General features: G+C 74.0%; 23 protein-coding genes. 8 read left to right on the top strand and 15 right to left on the bottom strand.

What is annotated here, in order from left to right:
• Positions 1-35 precede the first annotated feature (35 nt).
• From BUE29_RS14170 to uvrA, 4 genes are all read right to left on the bottom strand, one after another.
• Complete coding sequence (locus BUE29_RS14170) at positions 36-1,268, bottom strand: MFS transporter (protein ID WP_073390921.1); 1,233 nt, start codon at positions 1,266-1,268, stop codon at positions 36-38.
• A gap of 146 nt (positions 1,269-1,414) precedes the next feature.
• Entirely contained in the window at positions 1,415-2,044 is a 630-nt protein-coding gene (locus tag BUE29_RS14165) for a TetR/AcrR family transcriptional regulator (RefSeq protein ID WP_073390920.1), read from the bottom strand.
• The gene (locus BUE29_RS22540; RefSeq protein WP_073390919.1) at positions 2,041-2,664 is read right to left on the bottom strand and encodes a hypothetical protein; all 624 of its coding nucleotides are present in this window, start codon (positions 2,662-2,664) and stop codon (positions 2,041-2,043) included. The genes BUE29_RS14165 and BUE29_RS22540 overlap by 4 nt, the downstream gene beginning before the upstream one ends.
• A gap of 101 nt (positions 2,665-2,765) precedes the next feature.
• Positions 2,766-5,702 carry an excinuclease ABC subunit UvrA gene (gene uvrA, locus BUE29_RS14155; protein ID WP_073390918.1) on the bottom strand — a complete coding sequence of 979 codons (2,937 nt, stop codon included), beginning with the start codon at positions 5,700-5,702 and terminating at the stop codon, positions 2,766-2,768.
• A 146-nt stretch (positions 5,703-5,848) separates the two neighbouring features.
• Between uvrA and BUE29_RS14150 the strand changes: the two genes are divergently transcribed.
• A complete protein-coding gene (locus tag BUE29_RS14150) occupies positions 5,849-6,313 on the top strand; it encodes a PPOX class F420-dependent oxidoreductase (protein ID WP_073390917.1) in 465 nt (154 codons plus the stop codon).
• A 79-nt stretch (positions 6,314-6,392) separates the two neighbouring features.
• Here the strand turns inward: BUE29_RS14150 and BUE29_RS14145 are convergent, their stop codons facing one another.
• The 4 genes from BUE29_RS14145 to BUE29_RS14130 are packed head-to-tail and all read right to left on the bottom strand — an operon-like array spanning position 6,393 to position 11,613.
• On the bottom strand, positions 6,393-7,070 hold the full coding sequence (locus BUE29_RS14145) for a uracil-DNA glycosylase (RefSeq protein WP_073390916.1): 678 nt from the start codon (positions 7,068-7,070) through the stop codon (positions 6,393-6,395).
• A 21-nt stretch (positions 7,071-7,091) separates the two neighbouring features.
• The gene (locus BUE29_RS14140; protein ID WP_234971458.1) at positions 7,092-7,916 is read right to left on the bottom strand and encodes an alpha/beta fold hydrolase; all 825 of its coding nucleotides are present in this window, start codon (positions 7,914-7,916) and stop codon (positions 7,092-7,094) included.
• Positions 7,913-9,883, bottom strand: a complete 1,971-nt coding sequence (locus BUE29_RS14135) for a S9 family peptidase (RefSeq protein WP_073390915.1) — start codon at positions 9,881-9,883, stop codon at positions 7,913-7,915. The genes BUE29_RS14140 and BUE29_RS14135 overlap by 4 nt, the downstream gene beginning before the upstream one ends.
• Complete coding sequence (locus BUE29_RS14130; RefSeq protein WP_073390914.1) at positions 9,880-11,613, bottom strand: proline--tRNA ligase; 1,734 nt, start codon at positions 11,611-11,613, stop codon at positions 9,880-9,882. Before BUE29_RS14130 ends, BUE29_RS14135 begins: the two co-directional genes overlap by 4 nt.
• A gap of 282 nt (positions 11,614-11,895) precedes the next feature.
• Here BUE29_RS14130 and BUE29_RS14125 point away from each other — a divergent pair, with 282 nt between their 5' ends.
• From BUE29_RS14125 to BUE29_RS14110, 4 genes are read left to right on the top strand one after another with little or no spacing between them, the layout of a single operon-like run.
• The gene (locus BUE29_RS14125) at positions 11,896-12,720 is read left to right on the top strand and encodes a serine protein kinase RIO (protein WP_073390913.1); all 825 of its coding nucleotides are present in this window, start codon (positions 11,896-11,898) and stop codon (positions 12,718-12,720) included.
• A 19-nt stretch (positions 12,721-12,739) separates the two neighbouring features.
• Positions 12,740-14,101 (top strand): mycothione reductase, encoded by a 1,362-nt coding sequence (locus BUE29_RS14120; protein WP_073390912.1) that lies wholly within the window; start codon positions 12,740-12,742, stop codon positions 14,099-14,101.
• A 42-nt stretch (positions 14,102-14,143) separates the two neighbouring features.
• A complete protein-coding gene (locus tag BUE29_RS14115) occupies positions 14,144-15,400 on the top strand; it encodes a DUF4032 domain-containing protein (protein ID WP_073390911.1) in 1,257 nt (418 codons plus the stop codon).
• Positions 15,401-15,411: 11 nt separating this feature from the next.
• Positions 15,412-16,077: an MBL fold metallo-hydrolase gene (locus BUE29_RS14110; RefSeq protein WP_073390910.1), complete on the top strand. Its 666-nt coding sequence runs from the start codon at positions 15,412-15,414 to the stop codon at positions 16,075-16,077.
• A gap of 46 nt (positions 16,078-16,123) precedes the next feature.
• Here BUE29_RS14110 and BUE29_RS14105 read toward each other — a convergent pair whose 3' ends face one another.
• Both BUE29_RS14105 and BUE29_RS14100 read right to left on the bottom strand, forming a co-directional pair.
• Positions 16,124-18,397 (bottom strand): FUSC family protein, encoded by a 2,274-nt coding sequence (locus tag BUE29_RS14105; protein WP_073390909.1) that lies wholly within the window; start codon positions 18,395-18,397, stop codon positions 16,124-16,126.
• 53 nt (positions 18,398-18,450) lie between these two features.
• Complete coding sequence (locus BUE29_RS14100; protein WP_073391187.1) at positions 18,451-18,837, bottom strand: DUF2237 family protein; 387 nt, start codon at positions 18,835-18,837, stop codon at positions 18,451-18,453.
• Between the two features lie 89 nt (positions 18,838-18,926).
• Between BUE29_RS14100 and BUE29_RS14095 the strand changes: the two genes are divergently transcribed.
• Positions 18,927-19,673, top strand: coding sequence for a hypothetical protein (locus tag BUE29_RS14095; RefSeq protein ID WP_073390908.1), 747 nt, complete (start codon positions 18,927-18,929; stop codon positions 19,671-19,673).
• A gap of 38 nt (positions 19,674-19,711) precedes the next feature.
• Positions 19,712-20,518 (top strand): thymidine kinase, encoded by an 807-nt coding sequence (locus tag BUE29_RS14090; RefSeq protein ID WP_200800189.1) that lies wholly within the window; start codon positions 19,712-19,714, stop codon positions 20,516-20,518.
• On the opposite strand, the gene BUE29_RS14085 is transcribed toward BUE29_RS14090, so the two are convergent.
• Positions 20,494-20,847, bottom strand: a complete 354-nt coding sequence (locus BUE29_RS14085) for a hypothetical protein (protein WP_073390907.1) — start codon at positions 20,845-20,847, stop codon at positions 20,494-20,496. The two genes, BUE29_RS14090 and BUE29_RS14085, sit on opposite strands and share 25 nt — an antisense overlap.
• Before the next feature lie 344 nt (positions 20,848-21,191).
• On the opposite strand from BUE29_RS14085, the gene BUE29_RS14080 reads away from it, so the two are divergent.
• On the top strand, positions 21,192-21,539 hold the full coding sequence (locus BUE29_RS14080) for an RNA polymerase-binding protein RbpA (RefSeq protein ID WP_073390906.1): 348 nt from the start codon (positions 21,192-21,194) through the stop codon (positions 21,537-21,539).
• 66 nt (positions 21,540-21,605) lie between these two features.
• Here BUE29_RS14080 and BUE29_RS14075 read toward each other — a convergent pair whose 3' ends face one another.
• The 4 genes from BUE29_RS14075 to BUE29_RS14060 are packed head-to-tail and all read right to left on the bottom strand — an operon-like array spanning position 21,606 to position 26,582.
• Positions 21,606-22,637 (bottom strand): 5'-3' exonuclease, encoded by a 1,032-nt coding sequence (locus BUE29_RS14075; RefSeq protein WP_073390905.1) that lies wholly within the window; start codon positions 22,635-22,637, stop codon positions 21,606-21,608.
• Complete coding sequence (locus BUE29_RS14070; RefSeq protein ID WP_073390904.1) at positions 22,634-23,389, bottom strand: polyprenol monophosphomannose synthase; 756 nt, start codon at positions 23,387-23,389, stop codon at positions 22,634-22,636. The genes BUE29_RS14075 and BUE29_RS14070 overlap by 4 nt, the downstream gene beginning before the upstream one ends.
• On the bottom strand, positions 23,386-25,029 hold the full coding sequence (gene lnt, locus BUE29_RS14065; protein WP_407657326.1) for an apolipoprotein N-acyltransferase: 1,644 nt from the start codon (positions 25,027-25,029) through the stop codon (positions 23,386-23,388). The genes BUE29_RS14070 and lnt overlap by 4 nt, the downstream gene beginning before the upstream one ends.
• Complete coding sequence (locus tag BUE29_RS14060) at positions 25,026-26,582, bottom strand: amidohydrolase (protein WP_234971456.1); 1,557 nt, start codon at positions 26,580-26,582, stop codon at positions 25,026-25,028. The genes lnt and BUE29_RS14060 overlap by 4 nt, the downstream gene beginning before the upstream one ends.
• Between the last annotated feature and the right edge of the window lie 25 nt (positions 26,583-26,607).

The raw sequence follows: 26,607 nt of genomic DNA, 5'->3' as shown, positions 1-26,607 counted from the left end.
GTCCGATTCTGCTGCACCGACCGGCGCCGGCCCGCTCAGGTCTCCACGAGCGGACGCCGGGCGGTGGTCGTCGCCGTCCGCTCCACCCCACGGCGCGACGCCGCCCACCCGAACGCCGCGGCCAGCAGACCGAGCAGCGCGGGCAGCACGAATCCGCCGCGCCACCCCACGTGGTCGATCGCGATCCCCGCGAGCGGCGCGCCCACGCCCGAGCCCAGCGTCAGCGCCGAGCCGTGCCACCCGAGCGCCTCGCCCCGGACGCGCTCGGGCACGAAGCGCGTCAGCTCGTCGACCGACGCGGTGACGGTCGGGGCGCACCAGAACCCCGTGACGAACAGCAGCGCCGCGAGCAGCAGCGGCTCCCCGCCGAGGGCCACCGGCAGCGCCGTCGCCGCCAGCAGCGCCAGCAGCGCCGCGACCGGGATCGTGCGCCGCAGCGCGCCGTACACGAGACCGCCCACCGCCGACCCAGCGCCCCAGACCGCGAGCTCCCAGCCGATCCAGGTCTGGTGGTCCATGTCGCGCAACGCGGCGACCACGCCCACGTCGGTGCCGGTGAGCACCATGGTGGCCGCGGCGCTCATGACGAGCAGTGCGCCGACGCGCAGGTCGAGCCAGTCGCGCACCGCGGGCGGACGGTGACCGGTGGGCGCGGCCGGCGCCGGGTCGGCGGGCGCGGCCGGCGCCGGGGTGCCCCGCAGCGGCGGGTCGGCGAGCCAGATCGCGACGCCGCCGGCGACCGACGCGAACTGGCACGCGAACAGCGCCCACGAGGTCGGCAGGTAGGTGGCGAGCACGACGCCCAGCGCGGGGCCGATCATGAACGACACCTCGACGGCCACCGAGTCGATCGACAGCGCCGTGGTGCGCTGCCCCTCGGGGACGGCGCGCAGCAGCACCTGCCGCACGATGGAGAACGACGGCACCTCGAACAGGCCCGCCACGGCGGCCAAGACGAGCAGCGGCCAGTATCCGACGAACGGGGCGACCGACCAGCAGCCGGCGAGGACCACCAGCGACGGTGCGACGGCCGCGCGCAGCCCGTCGCGGTCGAGCCGCCGCCCACGCCACGGCGCGCTCACGCTCAGCGCCACCGTGGCGACCGCCGCGAGCAGGCCGGCGGCGGCATAGGACCGGTCGAGCGTGGTGACGACGTGCAGGGTGAGGATCACGTTCGCCGCCCACAGCGGGACCCGCACGATCGTGCCGAGCAGCAGGACCCGTCGTACGTCGCCGTGGCGCAGCACGGCGCGGTACGACTCGATCACCGCCTCAGCGTCGCACGGGGTAGCGACAGGTTTCGGGCGCGATGCGATGCGCGCCCCGATCAGGTGATCCACACCCGGTTACCGCCGCCAGGACGACGGGAACCGGATGTGGATCACCGGCCTCGGTCGGCTCCGCGCTCGCGCCGTCAGGGCCGGCCGAGGCGACGCACCTTCGCCCGGAGCGCCCGGCGCGCCACCGGCCCGAGGTCGTCGACGACCTCCACGAGGGCGCCCAGCCGCTCCAACGCGTCGAGCGCGGCGGTGGCCCCGGCGGCGTCCACCCCCTCGTAGAGCTCCAGGCCGAGGAAGCCCGCGCTGATCGCCGCCGCCGTGCCCGCCGGGTCCGCGATCTCGGCCAGCGGGCTGCCGGCGAGCACGCGACGCACGACCGCCTCGATCTCGGCGTTCCACCGGGTCATCGCGTGGCGTGCCGCCCCGGCGAGCACGGGATCACGCTGGGCCCCGGCCAGCAGCTGCGCCATCATCGCCACGTTCCCGAGCGAGCGCTCCCGCTCGTGCAGCTCGCGGCCGACCCGCAGCAGCTCGACGAGCGAGCCGACCGCCGCGAACCGCGCGCGGTAGGACGCCACACTGTCCTCGACCGACGTCCGCACCGCGGCGTCGACCAGCCCCGGCAGGGTCTTGTAGTGGTAGAAGATCAACGCCTGGTTGACCTCGGCCCGCGCGGCGACCGTGCGGGCCGACAGCCCCGCGATGCCCTCGTCGCGCAGTGTCGCGGCCGCCGCGGCCAACAGCCGCGCCCGGGTGTCGCTCACCGTCGCGGCGCCGTGGTCGCGCGGCCGGACCGCGGCGCGCGGTGCCGTCGCTCCCGGCCGAGCATGACGAGGGTGACGACCGCTGCGCCGTGCAGACCCACCACCGCGCCGGCGAGCAGGCCCTCGACGGCCGCGAACCACGCCGCCGACCGGTCCACCCGCATGCCGATCAGGGCGCCGGTCACCGTGCCGATCACCGTCGCCACCGTGACGACGACGGCCGCGACGCGCGCGATCGGGGAGGTGAACGGCACATTCGCCGCCTGCGGTCGGACGGCTCGCCGGGTGAGGGCGGCGCCGACGCCGGCGGCCAGCACGAGCAGACCCACGAGCGACCGACCCGTGACGTCGGCGACCCCGTGGGCGAACGCCGCCATCCCGGCCGCGGCCGTCGCCGCCCCCGCGGCCCGCAGCACCCCCAGACCCGCGCCCGCGGCCGCCAGCGGGACGAGCACCGCGGACTCCACGAGGCCGAGGACGAGGCCGACGACCACGCCGTAACCCGCCCCACACACCGTCCCGAACAGCGGGAAGACCATCGTCCCGACGGCGGCGCCGCTCACCAAGCCGGCGACCGCACCGATCCCGCAGCACCGCGCCACCGCGTCCGCCGTCGTCATGGTCCCCCTCCGTTGAGCGATCGCTCAAACAGGAGCCTAGCAGCGAATTGAGCAACCGCTCAAGACCGCGACGCCGACCTCCGGGGTCGCCGGCCGACGGGCTACGCGGACTTGGCTGCGGCGCGCTTGGCGCCGGGGCGCTTGGCCGCCGCGGCGGCGCGCCTGCGCGGCCGGGCGGGGGCGGCGGGGATGTCGGCGGCGTCGAGCATGGGCCGCAGGAACGCACCGGTGTGCGACTCGGCGACGGCGGCGATGTGCTCCGGGGTTCCCTCGGCCACGACCGTGCCGCCGCCCGAGCCGCCCTCCGGACCCATGTCGACGAGCCAGTCGGCCGTCTTGATGACGTCGAGGTTGTGCTCGATGACGATGACGGAGTTGCCCTTGTCGACCAGCGAGTGCAGCACCCCCAGCAGCTTGTGGACGTCCTCGAAGTGCAGGCCGGTCGTCGGCTCGTCGAGGACGTAGACGGTGCGCCCGGTCGAGCGCTTCTGCAGCTCGGAGGCAAGCTTCACGCGCTGCGCCTCACCGCCGGAGAGCGTCGGTGCGGGCTGGCCCAGCCGCACGTAACCCAGCCCGACGTCCACCAACGTCCGCAGGTGCCGGGCGATGCGCTCGATGGGCGCGAAGAACTCCGCGGCCTCCTCGATCGGCATCTCAAGGACCTCGCTGATCGTCTTGCCCTTGTAGTGCACGTCGAGCGTCTCGCGGTTGTAGCGCGCGCCCTTGCACACCTCGCACGGCACGTAGACGTCGGGCAGGAAGTTCATCTCGATCTTGATCGTGCCGTCGCCCGCGCAGTTCTCGCAGCGACCGCCCTTGACGTTGAAGGAGAACCGCCCCTGCTGGTAGCCGCGGACCTTGGCCTCGGTCGTCTCGCTGAACAGCTTGCGGATGTGGTCGAACACCCCGGTGTAGGTGGCGGGGTTCGACCGCGGGGTGCGGCCGATGGGCGACTGGTCGACGCCGACCACCTTGTCGAGCTGGTCGATGCCGCGCACCCGCTTGTGCCGCCCCGGCGGCAACTTCGCGCCGTTGATCTTGTTGGCCAGCGAGGCGTAGAGGATGTCGTTGACGAGGCTGGACTTGCCCGAGCCGCTCACCCCGGTGACGGCGACGAAGCAGCCCAACGGGAAGGCGACGTCGACGTTCTTCAGGTTGTGCTCCCGGGCGCCCTCGACGACGAGCTCCCGGCCCTTCTGCCGCGGTCGGCGGATGGCCGGCACGTCGATGGTGCGCCGGCCGGACAGATAGGCGCCGGTGATCGACTCCTCGGACGTGCGCAGGTCGTCGACGGTCCCGCTGACGACGATGCGACCACCGTGCTCGCCGGCGAGGGGGCCGATGTCGACCACCCAGTCGGCGGTGCGGATGGTGTCCTCGTCGTGCTCGACGACGATGAGCGTGTTGCCGAGGTCGCGCAACCGGACCAGCGTCTCGATCAGCCGGTGGTTGTCGCGCTGGTGCAGCCCGATGGACGGTTCGTCGAGGACGTACAGGACGCCGACGAGACCGGAGCCGATCTGGGTCGCCAGCCGGATGCGCTGGGCCTCCCCGCCGGCGAGCGTGGCGGCCGCGCGATCGAGCGACAGGTAGTGCAGGCCGACGTCGACGAGGAAGCCGAGCCGGGCGTTGATCTCCTTGAGGACGCGCTCGCCGATCAGCTTCTCGCGCTGCGTGAGGTCGAGCTCGACCAGCCACCGGGCCGCGTCGCCGATCGAGAGCGCGGCGACGTCGGCGATGGACCGGCCGTGCACGGTGACGTTGAGGATCTCGGGCTTGAGCCGCGACCCGCCGCACGCCGGGCACGGGACCTCGCGCATGAAGCCCTCGTACTTCTCGCGGGACCAGTCGCTCTCGGTCTCGGTGTAGCGCCGCTCGATCCACGGCACCACGCCCTCGTAGCTGGCGTAGTACGAGCGGTTGCGGCCGTAGCGGTTGCGGTAGCTGACGTGCACCTGGTCGTCGGTGCCGTGCAGCACCGCCTTCTGCGCGCGGGCCGGCAGTCGCTCCCACGCGGTGTCGAGGTCGAAGCCGTTCGCGTCGGCGAGTCCTTGCAGCAACCGCAGGAAGTACTCGCCGGACTGGCCGCCGGACCACGGCGCGACCGCACCCTCGTTGAGGGTCGCCTCGGGGTCGGGCACGACCAGCTCGGGGTCGACCTCCTTGCGGGTGCCGAGCCCGGTGCACTCGCCACAGGCGCCGAAGGGCGAGTTGAACGAGAACGAGCGCGGCTCGAGCTCGTCGATCGCGAGCGGGTGGTCGTTCGGGCAGGCGAGCCGCTCGGAGTAGCGGCGTTCCCGGTGCGGGTCGTCGTCGTCGAGGTCGACGAAGTCGAGGATCACGACCCCGCCGGCGAGGCCGAGACCGGTCTCGACGGAGTCGGTGATGCGCTGCTTGCTCGACGGTTTGGCCGACAGCCGGTCGACCACCGCCTCGATGGTGTGCTTCTCCTGCTTCTTCAGCTTGGGCGGGTCGGTGAGCGAGTGGACGGTGCCGTCGATGCGGACGCGCGCGTAGCCCTTGACCTGCAGGTCGGCCAGCAGGTCGACGTACTCGCCCTTGCGCTCGCGCACGACCGGGGCGAGCACCTGAAACCGGGTGCCCTCGGGCATCTCGAGGATGCGGTCGACGATCTGTTGCGGCGTCTGCTTGGAGATCGGCTCGCCGCACACCGGGCAGTGCGGCTTGCCGATGCGCGCCCAGAGCAGCCGCAGGTAGTCATAGACCTCGGTGATCGTGCCGACCGTCGAGCGCGGGTTCTTCGACGTGGACTTCTGGTCGATCGAGACCGCCGGCGACAGCCCCTCGATGAAGTCGACGTCGGGCTTGTCCATCTGCCCCAGGAACTGCCGCGCGTAGGCCGAGAGCGACTCGACGTAGCGGCGCTGACCCTCGGCGAAGATGGTGTCGAAGGCCAGGCTGGACTTGCCGGACCCGGACAGCCCGGTGAAGACGATCATGGCGTCACGGGGCAGGTCGAGGCTGACGTCCTTGAGATTGTGCTCGCGGGCGCCACGGACGATCAGACGGTCGTTCACGCGGATCTCTCTTGTCGAGTGCGCAGGTCGGTCCCGAGAGTAATGACGTCGACCGACAACGGGATTCCGCGGGGCGGCGCCGGTGGCCCACCGCCACCCCGCGACGCCGGCGGTTGAGTCGTGGACGGGGCGGGCATGACTCCTGCGTGCCCCGTTCCGTCGCCACCAACACCCGCGTCGACCTCGCCGGACTGCTCGACTTCGTCCGTCCGCGGCACCGGATGATCCTCGTCACCCGGCGCCGCGACGGCAGCCCGCAGCTCTCGCCCGTCACCGGCGGGGTGGACGGCGAGGGCCGCATCGTGATCTCCACCTACCCGGAGCGCGCGAAGGTCGCGAACCTGCGCCGCAGCCCCGAGTGCGCCGTCATGGTGATCTCCGACGAATGGAACGACCCGTGGGTCCAGGTCGACGGGACGGCCGAGGTGCTCGACCTGCCCGACTCGATCGAGCCGCTGGTCGACTACTTCCGCAGCATCAGCGGCGAGCACCCCGACTGGGACGAGTACCGCCAGGCCATGAGCGACCAGGGCAAGTCGCTGATCCGCGTGACGCCCACCCGGTGGGGCCCGGTCGCCACCGGCGGATTCCCCGCCCGCCTCGCCGACTAGCCACGGACAGCCGCGACCTTCCTGCACCGCGAGCGTCCGCACGCACCCCGTGCAGGAAGATCCACGAGCCGACGGGGTGCTACGTCAGCGACCAGTCGACCGGCTGGCCGCCCTGGGCGACGAGGGCGGCGTTGGCCCTGCCGAAGGGCCGCGAACCGAAGAAGCCGCCGGAGGCCGACAGCGGGCTCGGGTGCGCGGACTCGATGACCGGGACGTCGCCGAGCAGCGGCTTCAGGTTGCGCGCGTCGCGGCCCCAGAGGATGGCGACGAGCGGGCCGCCGCGGGCGGCGAGTGCACGGATCGCCTGCTCGGTGATCGGCTCCCACCCCTTGTCGCGATGCGAGGCGGGCTTCCCGGGCGCGACGGTCAGCGCGCGGTTGAGCAGCAGCACCCCGTGGTCGGCCCAGGCGGTGAGGTCGCCGTGCTCGGGTGGCGTGACACCGAGATCGGCCTGCAGCTCCTTGTAGATGTTGCGCAGCGACGGCGGCAGCGGCCGGACGTCCCGGTCGACGGCGAACGACAGCCCGATCGGATGGCCGGGGGTCGGGTACGGGTCCTGCCCCACGATCAGCACCCGGACGTCGGCGAACGGGCGGGTGAACGCGCGCAGGATGTGCTCGGCGGCGGGGAGATACGTCCGGCCCGCCGCGACCTCGGCCCGCAGGAACTCCCCCATCGCCGTCACCTGCTCCGCCACCGGGGCGAGCGCGTCGGCCCAGCCCGTCTCGACGACGTCGGTCAGCGGTGGCGCGGGCACCGGCCGACCGTAGCGAACGACTCAGCCGCTCCGCGCGGCCAGCCAGGACAGCACGTCGGGCAGGGCCGTCAGCACCGACACGTGACCGTCGTCGGGACGCGCCCACAGCTCGGCCTGGGGCAGCGCGGCCGCGAGCCAGTCGCCGTGCGTCGCGGGCACCACCCGGTCGCGGCCGCCCCGCACGACCAGCGCCGGCGCCCGCACCGCGTCGAGCGCGAACCCCCACGGCGACACGAACTCGACGTCGTCGTCGACCAGCCCGTCGGGGCCGGCGGCGCCGGCGGCGCCGGCGTCGGCACCGAGCGCCCGCCACTCGCCGGCGAGCGCCGCCCAGTCCGCGTCGACGAAGCTGGCCTCGTCGAACTCCTCGGTCTCGACGAAGCGGGCCCGGGCGTCGCGGCCGGCCTCGGCGGCGCGGAGTCCGTCGGGGGCGACCATGCCGGCGTACCAGTCGATCGCGGCGTCGCGGGGCGCGATGCCGGCCAGGGAGGCCACCGCGGTCACCCGTTCCGGGGTGAGCGCGGCGCAGGCCAGCGCGTGCGGGCCGCCGCCGGACGCGCCGACCACCGCGTAGCGCTCGATCCCGAGCGCGTCCGCCACCGCCGCGACGTCGGCCGCGGCCGACGCGACGGCCCGGCCGGGCCGGGGGGACGACCCGCCGTAGGACGGCCGTGCGTACGACACCACCCGCAGGCCGCGGGCCCGGGCAGCCTCGACCACGGGCGCGAGCAGCGCGCCGGTCTGCGGCGAGCCGTGATGCCAGACCGCGACGGGGCCGTCCCCGCCACCGTCGTGGGCGACCAGCGTCCGGCCGTCCACCTCGATCGCGTGCCGCCGGCCGATCACGGCCGCGTCAGCTCCAGAGCCGGCACGTCCGGGGGCTCGAAGCCGAAGACCTGGCCGTAGAACGACAGCGCGGACTCGCGAGCGTCGACGATCGTCTCGCGACGACGGAAGCCGTGGGACTCGCCCTCGTACGCGCGGTACGCGTGCGGCAGGCCCTTGGCGATCATCGCGTCCCGGAAGCGCTCCGCCTGCGACGGCGGGACGATGGGGTCGTCGAGTCCCTGCAGCAGCAGCACCGGGCACGACAGGCCCTCGACGTTGTTCACCGGGGCCCGCTGGTCGTAGAGCTCGCGGGCCTCGGGCAGCGGGCCGACGAGGCCGTCCAGGTAGCGCGACTCGAAGTCGTGGGTCTCCTGCGCGAACCGCACCAGCTCGGCCACACCGAAGTGGGAGACGCCGCAGGCGAACACGTCGGTCGTGGTCAGCGCGCTCAGCACCGTCCAGCCGCCGGCCGAGCCGCCCTCGATGCCCAGCCGCGCGCCGTCGGCGATGCCCGCGTCGGCGAGCCCCCGCACCGCGCTGACGGTGTCCTCGACGTCGACGACGCCCCACTGCCCGCGCAGCTGCTCGCGGTAGGCCCGGCCGTACCCGGTGGATCCGCCGTAGTTGACGTCGACGACGCCGATGCCGCGGCTGGTGTAGTACGCGACGGACGGCGACAGCATCGGCGTGACGTGGGCGGTGGGGCCGCCGTGCACGAACGCGACGAACGGCGGCCGCTCCCCCGCCGGCGCCTCGTACCCGGCGTTGCGCGGCCGGTAGACGACGGCGTGCACCTCGCGTCCCGCCTCGCCCGCGAACGTGTGCTGCTCGGCGAGCGGCAGGTACGCGTCGTCGGGCACCTCGTCGACGGCGAGCCGGACGTCGGTCGTCACGCCGTCGGTGAGGTCGGTGAGGTCGGTGAGGTCGAAGCGACGGATGCCCGACGGCGTGCGGGCACCGTGGGTGGTCAGCAGCACCGTCCCATCGCGGTACGGGCCGAGCTGCACGGTGGTGTGGTCGCCGAGGTCGACGTCGGCGTAGGTGCCCGCGCCGGGATCGAGCACGGCCAGCGTGTCGGTGCCGACGGTGCGCACGACCAGCAGGCGGTCGTCGGGGAGCACCGCGTACCACCGCGCCCCCAGTTGCCACAGCGGCCCGCCGATGTCGGCCGCGACGGGCGCGACCGGGACCGGCGCGGCGTCGCCGTCCACCCCGACGACGTGGAGGTTCCAGAAGCCGGTGCGGTCGGTGAGCGCGTACAGCGACGACGTGTCGCGCCACTCCGGCTGCAGCACCGACTCGGTCGTCGAGCCCAGCAGCGTCCGGGCTTCGCCGGCGACGCCGTCGGCGCCGAGCTCGGCGACGCGGAGCTCCGTGCCGTCCCACGGGAGCTGCGGGTGCTCCCAGGCGATCCAGGCGAGCCGGCGGCCGTCCGGCGAGATGCGCGGGGCGGCCAGGAAGCGCGACCCGGCGACGACGCTGCGGACGCGGCTGTCGTCCGCAGCCGCCGAACCGTCGACGGGCACGGCGGCGATGTCGCGGGTGATCGTGCCGTCGGCGGCGTGCCGCTCGCGCACGCACCACACCTCGCCGACGCGCAGGAACGCGAGCTCGCCGTAGCGCCAGGCGCCCGGTTCGGGCGGCTCGGGGGTGAGCGGGACCGGGGTGCCGCCGGGCTCGTCCAGACGGTAGAGCCGCTGGTCGCCGAACTCGGCGAACACGACGATGCCGTCGGGCGTCGCCGTCCACGCGCCGCCGCCGTACTCGTGGACGCGGGTGCGGGCGTTCCACGGCGCCGGCAGGACGTCCTCGACGCCGTGCTGCCCGTGCCGCCTGATCGCGTAGCGACCCGACTCCTCGGGACGCGCCTCGAGCCACCACACGTCCTCGCCGACGAAACGCGCGCCGCCGACCGCGTGACCGCCCGTCGCCAGCGACGTCGCGCTGATCGGCGAGCGCCAACTGCCGTACGGCGCGACGGTCACCGGCCGACCGCCCGTCGCACCTCGGCGGCCGCGTCGGCCACCGGCACGTCGCGTCGCTCGTCGGTGCGACGATCGCGGAGCTCGACGGTGCCGTCGACGAGGCCCTTGCCCACGATCAGCACGGTCGGGACGCCCAGCAGCTCGGCGTCCTTGAACTTCACGCCGGGCGAGACCTGGCGCCGGTCGTCGTAGAGCACCTCGACGCCCGCCGTCCCGAGGTCGCGGGCGATCTCCTCGGCGGCGGAGAAGACCGTGTCGTCCTTGCCGGTCGCGACCACGTGGACGTCCGCGGGCGCGACGGAGCGCGGCCAGCACAGCCCCTTGTCGTCGTAGGTCTGCTCGGCGATGGCCGCCACGGCGCGCGTCACGCCGACGCCGTAGGAGCCCATGGTGATGGTCTGCGGCTTGCCGTTCTGGTCGAGCGCCTGCAGCCCGAAGGTCTCGGCGTACTTGCGGCCGAGCGCGAAGACGTGCCCCATCTCGATGCCGCGGGCGATCTCCAGCGTGGAACCGCAGCGGGCGCAGCGGTCGCCGTCACGGATCTCGACGGCGCCGATCTCGCCGTCGGGCACGAAGTCGCGGCCGCGCACCACGTGGGCGGCGTGCTCGTTCGCCACGTTGGCGCCGGTGATCCACTCGCTGCCCTCGACCACGAGCGGGTCGACGAGGTAGCGGATCTCGAGGTCGGCGAGCACCTGCGGGCCGATGTAGCCCTTGACCAGGCCGGGGTGCTTGGCGAGGTCCTCGGGCCCGGCCTGCTCCACCAGCGTCGGCTCGAGCTGACCGCCGAGCCGTTTGAGGTCGACCTCGCGGTCGCCCGGCACGCCGACGACGAGCAGCTCCCACTCGTCGGCTCCCGGCGCGAGCGTGCGCAGCACGACGTTCTTCAGCGTGTCGGCGGCCGTGGCGACGATGCCCAGCTCGTTGACCTTCGTCACCAGCGTGTCGATCGTCGGGGTGTCCGGGGTGTCGAGCACCTGCAGCGGCGCGTGCGCCGACGGGTCGACCGGCTCCGGCGCGGCGATGACGACGGCCTCGGTGTTGGCCGCGTAGTCGCAGTTCGTGCACTGGACGAAGGTGTCCTCGCCGGACGCCGCGGGGACGAGGAACTCTTCCGACGCCGAGCCGCCCATAGCGCCCGAGACCGCGAAGACGATCTTGTAGGTCATGCCCATGCGGGTGAAGATCCGCTCGTAGGCGTCGCGGTGCGCGCGGTACGACGTCTCCAGCCCCTCGTCGGTGAGGTCGAAGGAGTACGAGTCCTTCATGACGAACTCGCGGCCGCGCAGGATGCCGGCGCGGGGCCGCGCCTCGTCGCGGTACTTGGTCTGGATCTGGTACAGCGCGAGCGGGAAGTCCTTGTAGGACGAGTACTCGCCCTTGACGAGCAGCGTGAAGAGCTCCTCGTGGGTCGGCGCGAGCAGGTAGTCGGCGTCCTTGCGGTCCTGCAGCCGGAACAGCGTGTCGCCGTAGTCGTTCCAGCGGCCGCTCTGCTCGAAGATCTCGCGGGGCACGAGCGCCGGGAAGTGCACCTCCTGCGACCCGATCGCCGCCATCTCCTCGCGGATGATGGCCTCGACCCTGCGCAGCACGGCCATGCCCAGCGGCAGCCACGAGTAGATGCCGGGCGCCACCCGGCGCACGTACCCGGCGCGGACGAGCAGCTTGTGGCTCGGCACCTCGGCGTCGGCCGGGTCGTCGCGCAGGGTCCGCAGGAACAGGGTCGACATTCGCAGCACGGGACAAGGCTAGTGGCGCCACCCGCGGGTTTCCCCGCCAGTGCTCGCCTCGGACGCCGCCACCCGAGCACCAGCGGGGAAACCGGGTTGCGGCACGCGGGAGGATCGAGCAGTCGACGTCCCCACCGCGCGGGCGTCCGCGAGGGAGATCGGAGGTGCCGCGTGTCCACCGCCGCCCGGGCGACCGCCGTCGCCCCCCTCCCGCCCACGCACTGACCCGGTCACCTGCCGATCCGGCCCCGGGCAGCGCGTCCTGCCCTCCCGGAGCCCGCAGTGCCCTACGACCCGTCCCTCTACGACCGCGATCGCGGCAGTTCCGACGACGCGTACGTCCAGCTTCCGTACTCCACCTACGCGCAGGCCACCCACGGCCCCGACCCGGTCCCGGACTGGGTGATCACCGACCACAACGCGCTCGACACCGAGCTCGGCGTCCTGAAGACCGGCAAGGAGGCCGACGTCCACCTCGTGCGCCGCGCGCTGGGCGACGTCGAGTCGCTGCTCGCGGCCAAGCGCTACCGCAGCACCGACCACCGCCTCTTCCACCGCGACGCCGGCTACCAGGAGGGCCGCCGCAGCCGCCGCTCGCGCGACCAGCGCGCCGTGGCCCGCGGCACCGGGTACGGCCGTGAGGTCGCCGCCGGCACGTGGGCGGCCGCCGAGTTCCGCGCCCTCGCCGAACTGTGGGGCGACGGCGTACCCGTCCCCTACCCGGTCCAGCTGCTCGGCACCGAGCTCCTGCTCGAGTTCGTCGGCGAGGACGACGGCACCGCCGCGCCGCGGCTGGCGCAGTGCCGCCCCGAGCCCACCGAGCTCGCCGACCTCTTCGACCAGTGCGTGCAGGCGATGCACGGGCTGGCCCGTGCCGGTTACGCGCACGGCGACCTCTCGGCGTACAACCTGCTCGTCCACCGCGGCCGGCTCGTGCTGATCGACCTGCCCCAGGTCGTCGACCTGGTGATCAACCCGCAGGGGGCGAGCTATCTGGAGCGCGACTGCCGCAACGTCTGCACGTGGTTCGCCGCCCGTGGGCTCGACGGTCCCGACCTCGACCACCTCTTCGGCGACCTCATGGCGACGGCGGTGGCGCGCTGGTAGCGCGGGTACCGTCTGGCACGTGACGCACTACGACCTGGTGATCGTCGGCTCCGGATCGGGCAACTCGCTCGTCACCCCGGATTTCGACGACCTGAGCATCGCGATCGTCGAGGAGGGCGTCTTCGGCGGCACCTGCCTGAACGTGGGCTGCATCCCGACGAAGATGTACGTCTACCCGGCCGACACCGCGGCCAAGGCCGCGCACGCCGGCCGGCTCGGGCTGCAGCCCGCGTCGCTGCGCGCCGACTGGACGGCGATCCGCGACCGCGTCTTCGGTCGCATCGACCCGATCTCGGCCGGCGGCCGCGAGTACCGGGCCAGCGGGTCGCCGAACGTCACCCTGTACGAGGCGCACGCCGAGTTCACCGAGCCCCGCACGCTGCGGCTGTCCACCGGCGAGACGATCACCGGCGACCGGATCGTGCTCGCGACCGGGTCCCGGCCGCTGATCCCGCCGCCGATCGCGGACGCCGACGTCCCGTTCCACACGTCCGACACCGTCATGCGGATCCCGGACCTGCCGGAGCGGCTCGTGATCGTGGGGGCCGGCTACATAGCCGCCGAGTTCGCGCACGTCTTCACCGCGTTCGGCACGAAGGTCACGGTGGTGTCCCGTTCGCGACTGCTGCGAGCCATGGACGAGGACATCACCACCCGGCTCACCGACCTCGTGCGCGACGACTGGGACCTCCGCCTCGGCGTCGACGTCACCGGCATCTCGGGCACCACCGGCGACCTCACCGTCGAGCTCTCCGACGGCTCGCAGGTGCGCGCCGACGACATCCTCGTCGCGGCGGGGCGCGTCCCGAACTCCGACCGGCTCGGGCTCGACAAGGCCGGCGTCGACGTCCACGACGACGGGCGCATCGTCGTCGACGAGTACCAGCGCACCACCGCCGACGGCGTCTGGGCACTCGGCGACGTGTCGACCGAGCACCAGCTCAAGCACGTCGCCAACCAGGAGGCCCGGGTCGTCGCGCACAACCTCGCACACCCGGACGACCTGCAGCGCTCGCGCCACGACGTCGTGCCGGCGGCCGTCTTCACGTACCCGCAGCTGGCGTCGGTCGGTCTCACCGAGGAGCAGGCGCAGGCGTCGGGCCGCCGCTACGTCACGGTCGTGCAGGACTACGCGTCGGTGGCCTACGGCTGGGCGATGGTCGACGAGACCTCCGTCTGCAAGCTCATCGCCGACCCCTCCACCGGTCAGCTGCTGGGGGCGCACATCATGGGCGAGCAGGCGTCCACGCTCGTGCAGCCGATCGTGCAGGCGATGAGCTTCGGCCTCGGCGTGCGCGAGATGGCCCGGGACCAGTACTGGATCCATCCGGCGCTCACCGAGGTCGTCGAGAACGCGCTGCTGGCCCTGGAACTCGACTGAGAACGCTGCCCCGGTAGAGCGCGACGCCCTACGCTCGTCCTCGTGGGCAACTACCGCCTGACCACGCTCGGGACGAACACCGCCCTGCTCGACCTGCCCTTCGAGCTGCCGCTGGCGCAGTGGCCGCGCGAGCGGCTGGTGTTCGTGCCACGCGGCATCTCCCGCCACGTCGTCCGGTTCGTGGAGCTCTCCGGCGAGGTCTTCGCCATCAAGGAGGCCACCGACCGATACGTGCTGCGCGAGCACCGGCTGCTGCGCTCGCTGGCCGAGGCCTCCGTCCCGGTCGTGGAGGCCTACGGCACGGTCACCGAACGGGTCGACCACGCCGGCGAGGAGCTCGGCGCGCTGCTCGTCACCCGCCACCTGCAGTTCTCGCAGCCGTATCGGGCATTGTTCACCGGACGCAGCCTGCCGCACCTGCGCACCCGGCTGCTCGACGGTCTCGCCGCGCTGTTCGTCCAGCTGCATCTCGCCGGCTTCTACTGGGGTGACTGCTCGCTATCGAACACGCTGTTCCGTCGCGACGCGGGCGCCCTGGCCGCCTACCTCGTCGACGCCGAGACCGGCGAGATGCACGAGACGCTCTCCCCCGGCCAGCGTGACTCGGATCTGCAGATCGCCACCATGAACATCGCCGGCGAGCTGTTCGACCTGCAGGCCGCCGGCTTGATGAGCACCGACGTGGACGCGGCCGAGACCGCGCTGAGCCTGCGCCCGCGCTACGACTCGCTGTGGGAGGAGCTCACCAGCGACCTCATCGTGCCGTCGGGCGAGAACTTCCGGATCAACGCGCAGCTGCGCCGGCTCAACGAGCTGGGTTTCGACGTCAGCGAGCTGGCGATCAAGACGGTGCCGGACGGCCTGCGGGTGCGCTTCGGCACGCACGTCGTCGAGGCCGGCCACCACCAGCGCCGGCTCTTCGAACTCACCGGGCTGCGGGTGCAGGAGAACCAGGCCCGCGCGCTGCTCGGCGACCTCAGCCGGTTCCGGGCCAAGTGGGAGTCGGGCACCAACCAGACCATCCCCGAGGACCTCGCAGCCCGGCGCTGGCTGGACGAGAAGTTCTACGGGACGGTCGGGCTGGTCCCGCCGCAGCTGCGGGTCAAGCTGCCCGACGCCGAGCTGTTCCACGAGATCAGCGAGCACCGCTGGCTGCTGTCGGAGAAGAACGGCCAGGACGTCGGTCGCGCCGCGGCCGTGGCGTCGTACGTCGGCACGGTGCTGGCCGACCTGCCCGACACCCGCGTCGACCTCTCCCAGGGGCCACCGACCGAGGAGTTCGCGCCGATCTTCGACTAGCGTCCTGCGGTGTGAGCGATACCTACACCGGCCACGTCGAGGTCGGCGGCACCAAGGACGTCCGACGGCTGCCCGGGCTGACGATCGCCAAGCTCGCGGTCGGGCCGATGAACAACAACGCCTACCTGCTGCGCTGCACGCAGACCGACGAGGGCCTGCTCGTCGACGCGGCCAACGAGGCGGACCGGCTGCGCGAGCTGGTGGAGTTCGAGGGCCCCCCGGTGTCGGCCGTCCTCACCACCCACCGCCACCAGGACCACTGGGAGGCGCTGGCCGAGACCGCCGACTTCGCGGGGGCCGCGGTGTACGCGGGCGCCGACGACGCCGACGAGCTCCCCGTCGCCGTCGACGAGCGGCTGCAGCACGGCGACACCGTCACCGTGGGCGACGCGACGCTCGAGGTGATCCACCTGCGCGGGCACACCCCCGGCTCGGTCGCGCTCGTCTACCGCGATCCCGAGGGCGTCGCCCACCTGTTCACCGGTGACTCGCTCTTCCCCGGCGGCGTCGGCAAGACGTGGTCACCCACCGACTTCACCTCGCTGCTCGACGACGTCGAGCAGCGGGTGTTCGCGACGCTCCCGGACGACACCTGGTTCTACCCGGGCCACGGCGACGACTCGACCCTCGGCGCGGAGCGCCCCCACCTCGCGGAGTGGCGCGAGCGCGGCTGGTGATCCACATCCGCTTCCCGTCGCCGGGACGGCGGTAAGCGGATGTCGATCACGGGGAGGGGGCGCCGTGGCCGCCGCCGCCTCCGCCGCCGAGCAGGTCGGACGTGTCGTGGTCGCGCACCTGCATATCGAGCGCGGCGGCGAACCGCGCCAGCGCGCCGTCGAGCAGCGTGAGGTCGCGCAGGGCCAGGTGCGCGAGCTCGGCGTCCGCGGGCAGCTCGCGGGCCGCGCGCTCGACCAGCGCCGCGGCCCGCACGTACGTACCGTGCGTGCCGCTCTCCAGCCGGGTGTCGATCGCCGCCACCGAGCCGCGCAGGTCGCGCGCCGCCGGGCGCAGCGCCGGAAGGTGGGGGTCGGCGAGCTCGGCCACGGCGTCGCCGAGCGAGCGGGCGTAGAACCGCGCGGCCGAGCTGACGGCGCGGATCTCGGCGAGCTGGGTCGAGTTGCGCCCGAAGGTCGCGCGCCGCAGCGGTTCGGCCGCCGCCTCGAGCGCCGCCCAGGACGCGTCGAGGGCGCGGATGTCCGAGCGCAGCGGCCGCGTTTCGCCGCCGAGCAGCCGGTCCAGCGAGTGGTCCAGCAGCGTCGCCAGCGCACGGAACCACAGCAGCACACCCGCGGCGATCACCCGCTGTGGCCGCAGCGGGAACACCACCAGCACGGTCAGCACGACGGCCCCGACGCCGACGGCCGTCTCGGCGAGCCGCAGCACGAGCAGGTCCCAGCTGAACTCGCCCAGCTGGTAGTAGAGCAAGGACAGCATCATCGTCACGCCGACGACCATGAACGTGTAGTTGGTGCGGATGAGGTAGATGCCGAGGAACAGCACCACCAGCACGACCGGCAAGGCGGCCGCCACGTTCCCACCGGTCGCGTGCACGAGCACGTCGCCGACGACGATCCCGATCGCCGTCCCCGCGACACGGAACAGCGCCTTGCGCACCTGCTCACCGGTGTTCGTCGTCGCCATGAACGCGAGGAACGCGGCCAGCACCGCCCAGTAGAGCCGGAAGCCGTCCACGAGGTCACCGACGACCACCGCGACGGTCGCAGCCACCGCGATCTGCAGCGACGAGCGCACGTAGGGCGGCATCACCGTCCGCTCGAACCGCCCCCGCCCCGGCGTGGTCGACGCCTGGGCACTGACCGGCACCGACCCGGGCAGGAAGCCGCTGGCCAGCTCGACGGCCGGCTGGAAGGTCGCGACGGTGACGCCCCGGCGACGCTCCTCGATCGCGTGGTGCAGCCGCTCGCGCGAGGCCGCGTACTGCTCCAGGGAGAGCGCGAGCCGCCGGACGAGCGTCGTCGCCCGCTCGGTCGAGCCGGGGTGTTCGCGCAGCCCTGCCGCCCGGTCCCGCACCAGCGGCCACTGCTCGTCGCGGGCCGCGCGGACCGCCGCGTCCGCGCCGGCCCGCAGGGCCGCGTCCGCCGGCGTGAGCACGTGCGGCAGCGCCGCGCAGAACCGCGCGCAGTTGGTCAGCGACAGCTCCGCGCCGAACAGCTCCTGGGCCTCCACCCTGGCCGACGTCGGCGACGTCAGCACGAGCTGCGCCTCGATGATCAGCGTCGACTCGTTGAGCCGGACGACCTGACGGCGCAGCTGCCCGTCGTGCGGGTGCCGGTGCAGCGCGTCCACGCCGTCGCGGCTGCGGTGGCGGGGCCCGGACGCCGCCACGGTCTCGGCGCCGAGGTCGAGCAGGCGACGGGCCCGCTGCTGCCAGGAACGCCGCATCCGCTCCAGCGCGCGCTCCGGGTCGTCGCGCAGGACCACGAAGCGCACGAACGACGCGGCGACGACGCCCAGCCCGACGTCCGCGGCCAGCCACCCGAGGTCGCCGAGGGAGAGCTGCCGGTGCAGGAAGAAGCCGAGGAAGCCGCCGTTGAACGCGACCAGCCCCGCCGCGAAGCCGCGCGGGCCCCAGCGGCGCACGTAAACCGCCAGGGTCATCAGCACGACCAGCCACGCCAGCGAGGCCACCCGGTACGGCCCGAGCAGCAGCCCGACGGCGATCGCGGCGAGCATGGGTGCGGGCAGCAACAGCGTCGACACCAACTGCTGGCGCGGCGACGGGTCGTTGACCACGAAGCCGGCCATCATCGCGAGGATGCCGCCGACGAGCATCGAGACGATCAGCAGGGCGTGGTTCGTGGCCGTGACGACGGCGGGCGGCCCGGCGGCGGCGGGCAGCTGCAGCGCCCCGGTGAGTCGCACGAACCCGTAGACCAGGCCCACCGCGACGACGATGCCGAGGATCGCCTGGGTGGCGGTGCGCAGCTGCGTCAGCCCCGGGTCGGCGCCGGCCAGCCGGTCGACGCCGTCGCGCACCCACCGGCGCAGGGAGCGCTCGGGCCGTCCCTGCGTCAGCGCGTCGTCGGTGATCAGCCCAGCACCCCGGGATCGTCGGGTACGTCGACGGCGTACTGCCGCAGGACGGCGAGGTCCACGACCGCGAGCGCCCGCCGGTTGGTGGCCGCGAGCACGACCGGCGGGGCCACGCCGTCCTCGTGCGCCTGCAGCCACCGCAGCGCGACGACGCACCACCGGTCGCCGGGCTGCAGCCCCGGGAAGCGGAACTGCGGACGCGGCGTCGACAGGTCGTTGCCGACTGACTGCTGGTGGGCCAGGAACTCGGCGGTCACCACGGCACAGACGGTGTGGTTGCCGACGTCCTCGACCCCGCTCGTGCAGTGGCCGTCGCGGTGGAAGCCGGTCACGGGCGCCGTTCCGCACTCCGCGAGCACGCCGCCCAGGACGTTGCGACTCATGCTCGACCGTGCGGCTGTGGCGGGATCCTCGGTCACGTCCGCGAGTGTGGCAGAGCGACGGACCGCGGGGCACGGCACAATGGCCGACCATGAGCGAGCAGGGCCACGGCGGCGACCCGTACGGCAACCAGCACCCCGGGCCGTACGGCGAGCCGCGCTACCCCTACGGGGGCCAGTACGACGGGGGCCAGTACGACGGTCAGTACGGCGGGGGGCAGTACGGCGGCCAGTACGGGGGGCAGTACGGCGGCGGGTACGGCGCGCCGCAGCAGCCGCCCTACGGCGGTGGCGGCCACGGCGGTGACGGCACCCGGCGCTGGCTGTTCGTCGCGCTGGGCGCGGTCATCGTCGCGGGGCTGGTGGTCATCGTGCTGGCGGCCACCGGCGTGTTCTCCGGCGGTTCGGGCGATCCCGTCGCCTCGTCCACCGGCGCCACCGCCACCGGCTCCGGCGGACCCGACTTCCCCACCGGCTCACCGACGCCGAGCACGTCGGACGACTCGAGCACGGCGGGCGAGACGTCCGGCAGCACGGCCAGCACCTTCAGCATCTGCGCCAGCACGAAGGACGCCGAGAGCACGGCCCGGCTCTTCGTCAGCTTCATCACGCTCAGCTCCGCCGACCAGGCGCAGGGCTGCGTGTACGAGGACCGCGTCAGCTCCTCGGAGGTCGCTGGGCTCATCGGCCCGGACAAGATCTACTCACCGACCCAGGCGTCGGGGCAGTCCGGGCCGACCTACACGTTCAAATCCTCCGACGGCGAGACCACGCTGAAGGTCACGGTCGAGAAGGAGTCCGACGGCAAGTACTACGTCGTGGACGTGGACGAGAGCTGAGCCCATCGCTCGGGGGCGCCCTCGGTAGCGTGTGCCGCGTGCTCGAACCGGTGCCCGTGATCCGCGAGGCCCGCGATCCCCGCGAGGACCGTGGCGCGCTCTCCTCCGTTCCCGCCGCCGGCAACCGCCGCGCCACGCCGATGCCGGCGCAGCTGAAGTTCTTCCACGGCCCGATGGACTGCGGGAAGTCCACCCTCGCCCTGCAGATCGACCACAACCACGCCCGGCAGGGTCGGCACGGCATGCTGCTGGTGCGCTACGACCGCTCCGGGGGCGCCGCGATCACCACCCGGGTCGGGCTCGCGCGGGCCGCGATCGAGCTCGGCGACGACACCGACATCCGGCTGCTGGTGCGCGAGCACTGGGCGGCCGGGCGCGCCGTCGACTACCTGATCGTGGACGAGGCCGGGTTCCTCACCGCCGCTCACGTCGACCAGCTCGCCGAGCTCGCCGACGACTCGCACGTCGACGTGTACTGCTTCGGGCTCGCGACCGACTTCCGGACCGAGCTGCTGCCGGGCGCCAAGCGGTTGTTCGAGCTGGCCGACGAGACCGTCCCCGTCCACGTCGAGGTGCTGTGCTGGTGCGGGCGGCCCGGGCGGCTCAACGCACGCGTCGTGGACGGTCGCGTCGTCCGTGAGGGCGACACCGTCGTCGTCGCCGACACGCTCGCCGCCGACCACGGCACCGCCGGCGGCACCGGCGCTGGCGGTGGTGACGATGCCGCGTCGGCGACCGGCGTCGAACCCGAGGTGCACTACCAGGTCCTCTGCCGCACGCACCACCGCCGCGGCGACCTCGGCACCGCCGCGGGACGAGGTCAGCTGGCCCTCGAGCTGCCCTGAGCGAGGGCGGCGACGACGTGGGCCACGGCGGAGCCTGCCCCCGCGACGGCCACGAGTCCCGGCACCGACCCGCCCAACCGGCCGACCGACGCCGCGCGGGCGATCACGACCGCGTCCACGGCGTCGGCGGCCCCGGCGGCGAGCAGCCAGCCGCGGGCGTCGCCGCCGCGCCGGACCGTGCCGGTGACGCCGACCGCGAGCGCCAGGTCCCGCACCCCGAGCATCCGGGTCAACCAGGTGACGCGCCGCGCGGTGCCCGCGTCGGCACCGAGCGCGCGGACGAAGGCGGCGGGCGCGACGAGGCGGCCGGCGGCGAGGCCGAGCCGCACCGGTCCCAACGCCGATCCCAGCGCCGACCCCGACGCCGGCGGCGGTGTCGCCCGTCCGGCCCGAGCTCTCCACGGGCTTCGCATCGTGACCCTCCGCGGGTGGTGTGTCGGGGAATGCGCCGGATTCGCGCTGGCACGGCACTGAGCTCGACGCGGCCGTCCCGGGGTTACCACCCCGACCATAGGGGAATCATCGAGCCATCCTGTTCGTTGGTCAGATGACGGTCCCGCTGCGTGCATCCGATCGGGTGCCGCGCCGCGAACGACACAGTAGGAAGCAACATCCGCAGGGCAGCGCCCACCGCGCCGTCCCATCGACGAAGACACGATCGAGGAGGTGCCCGATGGCAGACCGCACCCTGCGCGGCAGCCGGCTCGGCGCTATCAGCTACGAGACGGAGTACGGCGCGGAGCCCGCGCCTCGCAACGTCGCCGCCTACCGCTGCGAGCGCGGCCACGAGTTCACGGTGCCGTTCTCCGAAGAGGCCGAGATCCCGCCGACCTGGGACTGCAAGTTCGACGGCAGCACGGCGAAGCTGATCGACGGCCCCGAGCCCGAGGCGAAGAAGACCAAGGCGCCGCGCACCCACTGGGACATGCTGATGGAGCGCCGCACCATCGCCGACCTCGAAGAGGTCCTGGCCGAGCGGCTGGACGTCCTGCGCGCCCGGCGCGGCCAGAAGTCCGCCTGACCCCAGCGCTACGACGCCGACACGGCCGTCCGGAGGATCTCTCCGGGCGGCCGTCTCGCGTCCCGGTCAGAACAGCGACAGCTGCTCCGAGCTCGGCGTGCGGGGTGTGGCACGGGGCAGCCGCGGGACGCGGCGGGGCGCCGTGGTGCCCGTCGGGAACCAGTCGTCACCGCCGGCGTCGGCGTAGGTCGGCACCGGCACGTCCGCGTCGACCTCGGCGAGCACGCGCACGGCCTGCCCCGCCGACCAGGTGAGGCGGTGCGAACGGTAGACCCGGTCGACGACCTCGGCCGGCAGCGGCAGCACGCCCGGCCCGGCGTCGAGCGCCAGTCCGATCTCGACGTCGTCACGCATCGTCATGACCTGGCAGTTGAGCTCCCACGCGGCGCGGGCCCCGGGGGCCGCCAACCGCGCCGTGACCCCCGCCCCGAGGTGGGTGCGCACGGCGGCCAGGTCGTCGAACGCGGCCCGGGCGGTGCCGAACGCGGCGAGCAGACGCGCCGCGGTGCGCGGCCCCACACCGCGTACGCCCGGCAGGTTGTCCGACGGGTCGCCACGGAGCGCGGCGAAGTCCCGGTACTGCTCGGGGCGCACGCCGAGGAGGGTCACCAGCCGGTCGGGCGTCATCAGCGGGGACGCCTCGACCCCGCCGTTGATGATGCGCAGCACGCACGTGGTGTCGTCGATCAGCGCGAACGCGTCGCGGTCGGAGGTCACCACGACCGTCCTGGCCCCGGCGCGCGCGGCGACCGCGGCGGTCGAGCACAGCACGTCGTCGGCCTCCAGACCGGGCGGGACGACGACGGCCAGGCCGAGCTCACGCAGCGTCGCCACCGCGTCGGCGAGCTGCTCGACCAGGGTGTCCAGCTTCTCGCCGCGGTTCGCCTTGTACTGCGGCCACCGTTCGCGGCGCAGCGACCGCTCGGGGTCGTCGAACCCCACCACGACGCCGACCGGCCGGATGCGATCCACGGCGGCGACCAGCTGGGTCAGCAGGCCACGCACCGCCCACGCCGGCTCCCCGGTGTGGGCCTGCGCGTGGAAGCTGCGGTGGACGAGGGAGTTGCCGTCGACCACCAGCACGGTCGCATCGGTCATCGCCGGCGCCCCCAGCGCGCGCGCAGCTGGTCGCGACGGTGCGCGAGCCCCCACTGAGACACCCGTATCAGTGCTTCGCGGACGATGTCGCCGCTCATCTTCGACTCGCCCCGTTCCCGTTCGACGAACGTGATGGGGACCTCGACCACGCGGTACCCGGCCCGGAGTGCGCGGGTCGCGAGGTCGATCTGGAAGCAGTAGCCCTGCGAGGCGACGCCGGCGTAGTCGATGCCCTCGAGCACGTCGCGCCGGAACGCACGGTAGCCGCCGGTGACGTCGCGCAGCGCGACACCGAGGGCGAGGCGCGAGTAGAGGCTGCCACCCTGGGAGATCAGCTGGCGCGACCGCGGCCAGTTCACCACCGAGCCTCCGGGGACCCAGCGCGAGCCGAGCACGAGGTCGGCGTCGGCCAGCGCCGTGAGCAGGCGTGGCAGCTGCTCGGGCGAGTGGGAGCCGTCGGCGTCCATCTCGACCAGGACGTCGTACCCCGCGTCGAGGCCCCACCGGAAGCCGGCCACGTAGGCCGCGCCGAGCCCGCGTTTCTCGGTGCGCTGCAGGAGGTGGACGTGGTCGTCGTCATCGGCCAGCGACTCGACGAGCTTGCCGGTGCCGTCCGGGCTGCCGTCGTCGACCACGAGCACGTGCGCGGTCGGCACGGCCGACCGCAGTCGGGCCAGGATGATCTCGATGTTGTCGCGCTCGTCGTAGGTCGGGATCACGACGAGGACGCGGCCGACGGTCTGCGGGCTCATGTCGTCACCATGGCCTGGTCGCGGGCCGGCGCTGCGGGCGGGGGTGGCTCCGGGGTCGCGCTGCGACGTCGCCGCAGCGTGATCACCGCGAGCACGCCGGCGGCGGCGAGGAAGGTCAGCACGTACTCGGGCCACGCCCCGACCACGGTGGCCGGCGTCTGCGCGCTGCGCACCGGCACCGTCTCGAGCAGGGTCGCCGGCGTGAACAGCGCGCCCGACCGCGCGCGGATCCCGCCGTCCGGGCCGATGACGGCCGACTCGCCCGTCGTCGACGCCTGCACGACGGTGCGGCCGCTCTCGACGGCCCGGAGCTGACTCATCGCCAGCTGCTGGTACGTCTCGGCGGTGTGCCCGAACGTCGCGTTGTTCGTCTGCACGACGAGCAGCTGCGCCCCGGCCGACACCGAGGAGCGGACGAGGTCGTCGTAGGCCACCTCGAAGCAGATGACGTCGCCGAGCGGGACCGGTCCGCCGCGCAGCAGGCCGTCGCCCGTCCCCGCCACCATGTCCTGCGTGACCGACTTCGCGTCCGAGCTGACCGCCTCGGCGATGCCGCGCAGCGGGATGTACTCCGCGAAGGGCACCGGGTGCCGCTTCTCGTAGCGGGCGCCGGGGCCGGTCGTCGGCGACCACAGGATCCCGGCGTTGCGCCGGTGGTCGGCCCCCGGCCCCTGCAGGATCGCGCCGACCAGCACCGGCGCGCCCACCGCCTTCACCGCGCGGTCGATCTCGGCGTAGGCGGCCGCGTCGCGGTACGGGTCGATGTCCGAGGAGTTCTCCGGCCACAGCACGAGATCCGGGCGGGCGACCTCCCCCGCGTCGATGCGTCGCGCGAGGGCGAGCGTCTGCCGCACGTGGTTGTCGAGCACCTGGCGGGCACGGTCCTGGAACTGCAGGCCGCGATCGGGCAGGCCGCCCTGGATGACCGCGATCCGCTCGGTGCGCCCGTCGCGGTCGGGGGCCGGGCCGAGCGGCCACGCCACCAGCGCGCCGAGGGCGGGGACGGCGAGTGCGAGGGCGGCGCCCGCGATCACGCCTCGGCTGCGCCACGGCCACGCGGCACGCAGCGCCGAGGCCAGCCCGGCGCCGGCCACGGCGACGGCGAACGTCACGAGCGGCGCACCGCCCAGTGCGGCGAACCAGCGCAGCGGCGACGTGGCCTGGCTGAAGGCCAGCCGCCCCCACGGGAAGCCGCCGAACGGCAGCCGATCGCGCAGGAACTCCTGCAGCACCCACGCCGCGCCCACCCAGAACGCCCCACCCGGCACGCGGGCGAGGACGGGGAGGACGGCGCCGAGCACCGCGAAGAAGGCGGCACACGCGGCGCACAGCAGCAGCCAGGGCACCGGACCGACGTACACCCCGGTCCAGTGCACGAGGGGCAGCAGGAAGGCGAGCCCGTAGGCGTAGCCCAGCCACGCCCCGGTGCGGGCGCGGCGGCCGTCCACCGCCAGCGAGAGCATGGCCACCGACAGCAGCGCGGCGGGCCACCAGCCGACGGTCGGGAACGCGAGCACCCCGATCACGCCGCCGCCGACGGCGACCAGCGCCGCCCACCGGCGCGGGAACGCGGCCGGGCGGACGGCGGCGAGGGCGGTCATCGGACCAGTATCGCTGCCGGCGGCTGAGGCGACGGTCATGCCCGTGGCGTCGCGTCGTCGGCGGCGTGCAGCGTCCGACCGCGCAGTACCGTCGTCACGCACCGCGGGCCCGGGTCGTCGGCCGGCGTCGCGGCGACGTCGGGCAGCCCGGACGCGTGTCGCGGCCGGCCCGACACGTCCCACACCGCGAAGGTGGCGGCGGCCCCGACGGCGAGCGTGCCCTCGTCGCGGCGGCCGGCCGCGAGCCACCCGCCGCGGGTGTGCGCGGCGAAGGCGGCCTCGAGCGGGATCGCCGCGGCGGGGTCGTGATGCCCGACGGCGGCGCGCACCGCCGCCCACGGGCCGATGCCGGTGACCGGCGAGTCGGACCCGAACGCCAGCGGCACGCCGGCCGCCGCGAGGTCGGCGAACCGGTTCAGGGCGAGCGCGCGATCGGGCCCCAGCCGTTCGGCGTACATCCCGCTCCGGCCGCCCCACAGCGCGTCGAAGCACGGCTGCACCGACGCCGTCAGCCCGCTGGCCGCCAGCCGGGCGGGGTCGCGCACGTACTCGGCGTGCTCGAGGCGGTGTCCGGGGCACAGCGGGTGGCCCAGTCGCGCCGTCACGAGCTCGGCCGCGGCCAGGACCTGGTCCACGGCGGCGTCGCCGATGGCGTGGAAGCCCGACTGCAGGCCCGCCGCGACGCAGGCCGCGATGTGCGCGGCGACGTCCTCGGTGTCGAAACGCAGCCAGCCCCGGTCGTCCCCGGCCCGGTCGGCGTACGGCTCCCCCAGCGCCGCCGTCGCCGATCCGAACGAGCCGTCGCAGAACAGGTCACCACCGGCCCCGGTGGCGCCCAGCTCGCGGGCGGTGTCGATCCCGTGCAGCTCGCCCCAGTAGCCCACGACCTCGGGCAGCGGCTCCACGGCGGCGAGCGCGAGCAGGTCGGCGAGGTCGGCCTCGCCGGAGATCGTCGGGCCGGCCATCTCGTGCACGCTCGCCACGCCGAGCCCGGCCGCGTGGCGCAGCGCGGCGCGCTGCGCGTCGCGTCGCTGGCCGCGGGTGACGGCGGCGAGCGCGGCGCGCCGCACGGCGTCGTGGGCGTCCGGCTCGCCGACCCAGCCGTCCCCGCGGTCGCCCGCGAGCCCCGCGAGCCCCGGCACGGCCGCGCGCAGCGACGACGACGCCACGGCCGAGTGGATGTCGACGCGGGCCAGGTAGACCAGCCCGCCGTAGGAGGCGCGGTCGAGCTCCGCCGACGTCGGGGGACGCTGCTCCGGCCAGGTCGTCTCGTCCCACCCGCCCCCGAGCACCGGCCGTCCCCGCGACGCGCGGGCGGCCCGCTCGACGAGGTCGAGCGCCTCGCGCAGGGAGCGCGCCGTCCGCAGGTCCAGGCCGGTGATCGCGAGCCCGGTGTCGGTCGTGTGGACGTGCGCGTCGACGAACGCCGGTGCGACGAGGCCCCCGGCGAGGTCGACGACGTCGCGGTCGGGGAGATCGGGCGCGGCGGCCGCCGTGCCGATCCAGGCGATCCGCCCGCCGTCGACGAGCAGTGCGGTCGCCGCGGCCGGCGTGGGCGTCAGGACGGATCCGTTGCGGTACAGCGTCGGCACGATCCGAGTGTGCCAGCGTGTGCCG

Origin of the sequence: Jatrophihabitans endophyticus (genome assembly GCF_900129455.1) — a bacterium.
Classification (GTDB): Bacteria; Actinomycetota; Actinomycetes; order Mycobacteriales; family Jatrophihabitantaceae; genus Jatrophihabitans; species Jatrophihabitans endophyticus.
The sequence above is the reverse complement of the archived record's forward strand: the minus strand, read 5'-3'. Positions and strand labels throughout refer to the sequence as shown.

Coding starts and splice junctions, on each gene's coding strand:
- BUE29_RS22540 (WP_073390919.1), bottom strand. CDS start 2,664: ATGACGACGGCGGACGCGGTGGCGCGGTGCTGCGGGATCGGTGCGGTC.
- BUE29_RS14130 (WP_073390914.1), bottom strand. CDS start 11,613: ATGTCGACCCTGTTCCTGCGGACCCTGCGCGACGACCCGGCCGACGCC.
- BUE29_RS14100 (WP_073391187.1), bottom strand. CDS start 18,837: ATGAGTCGCAACGTCCTGGGCGGCGTGCTCGCGGAGTGCGGAACGGCG.
- BUE29_RS14095 (WP_073390908.1), top strand. CDS start 18,927: ATGAGCGAGCAGGGCCACGGCGGCGACCCGTACGGCAACCAGCACCCC.
- BUE29_RS14080 (WP_073390906.1), top strand. CDS start 21,192: ATGGCAGACCGCACCCTGCGCGGCAGCCGGCTCGGCGCTATCAGCTAC.
- BUE29_RS14075 (WP_073390905.1), bottom strand. CDS start 22,637: ATGACCGATGCGACCGTGCTGGTGGTCGACGGCAACTCCCTCGTCCAC.
- BUE29_RS14070 (WP_073390904.1), bottom strand. CDS start 23,389: ATGAGCCCGCAGACCGTCGGCCGCGTCCTCGTCGTGATCCCGACCTAC.
- lnt (WP_407657326.1), bottom strand. CDS start 25,029: ATGACCGTCGCCTCAGCCGCCGGCAGCGATACTGGTCCGATGACCGCC.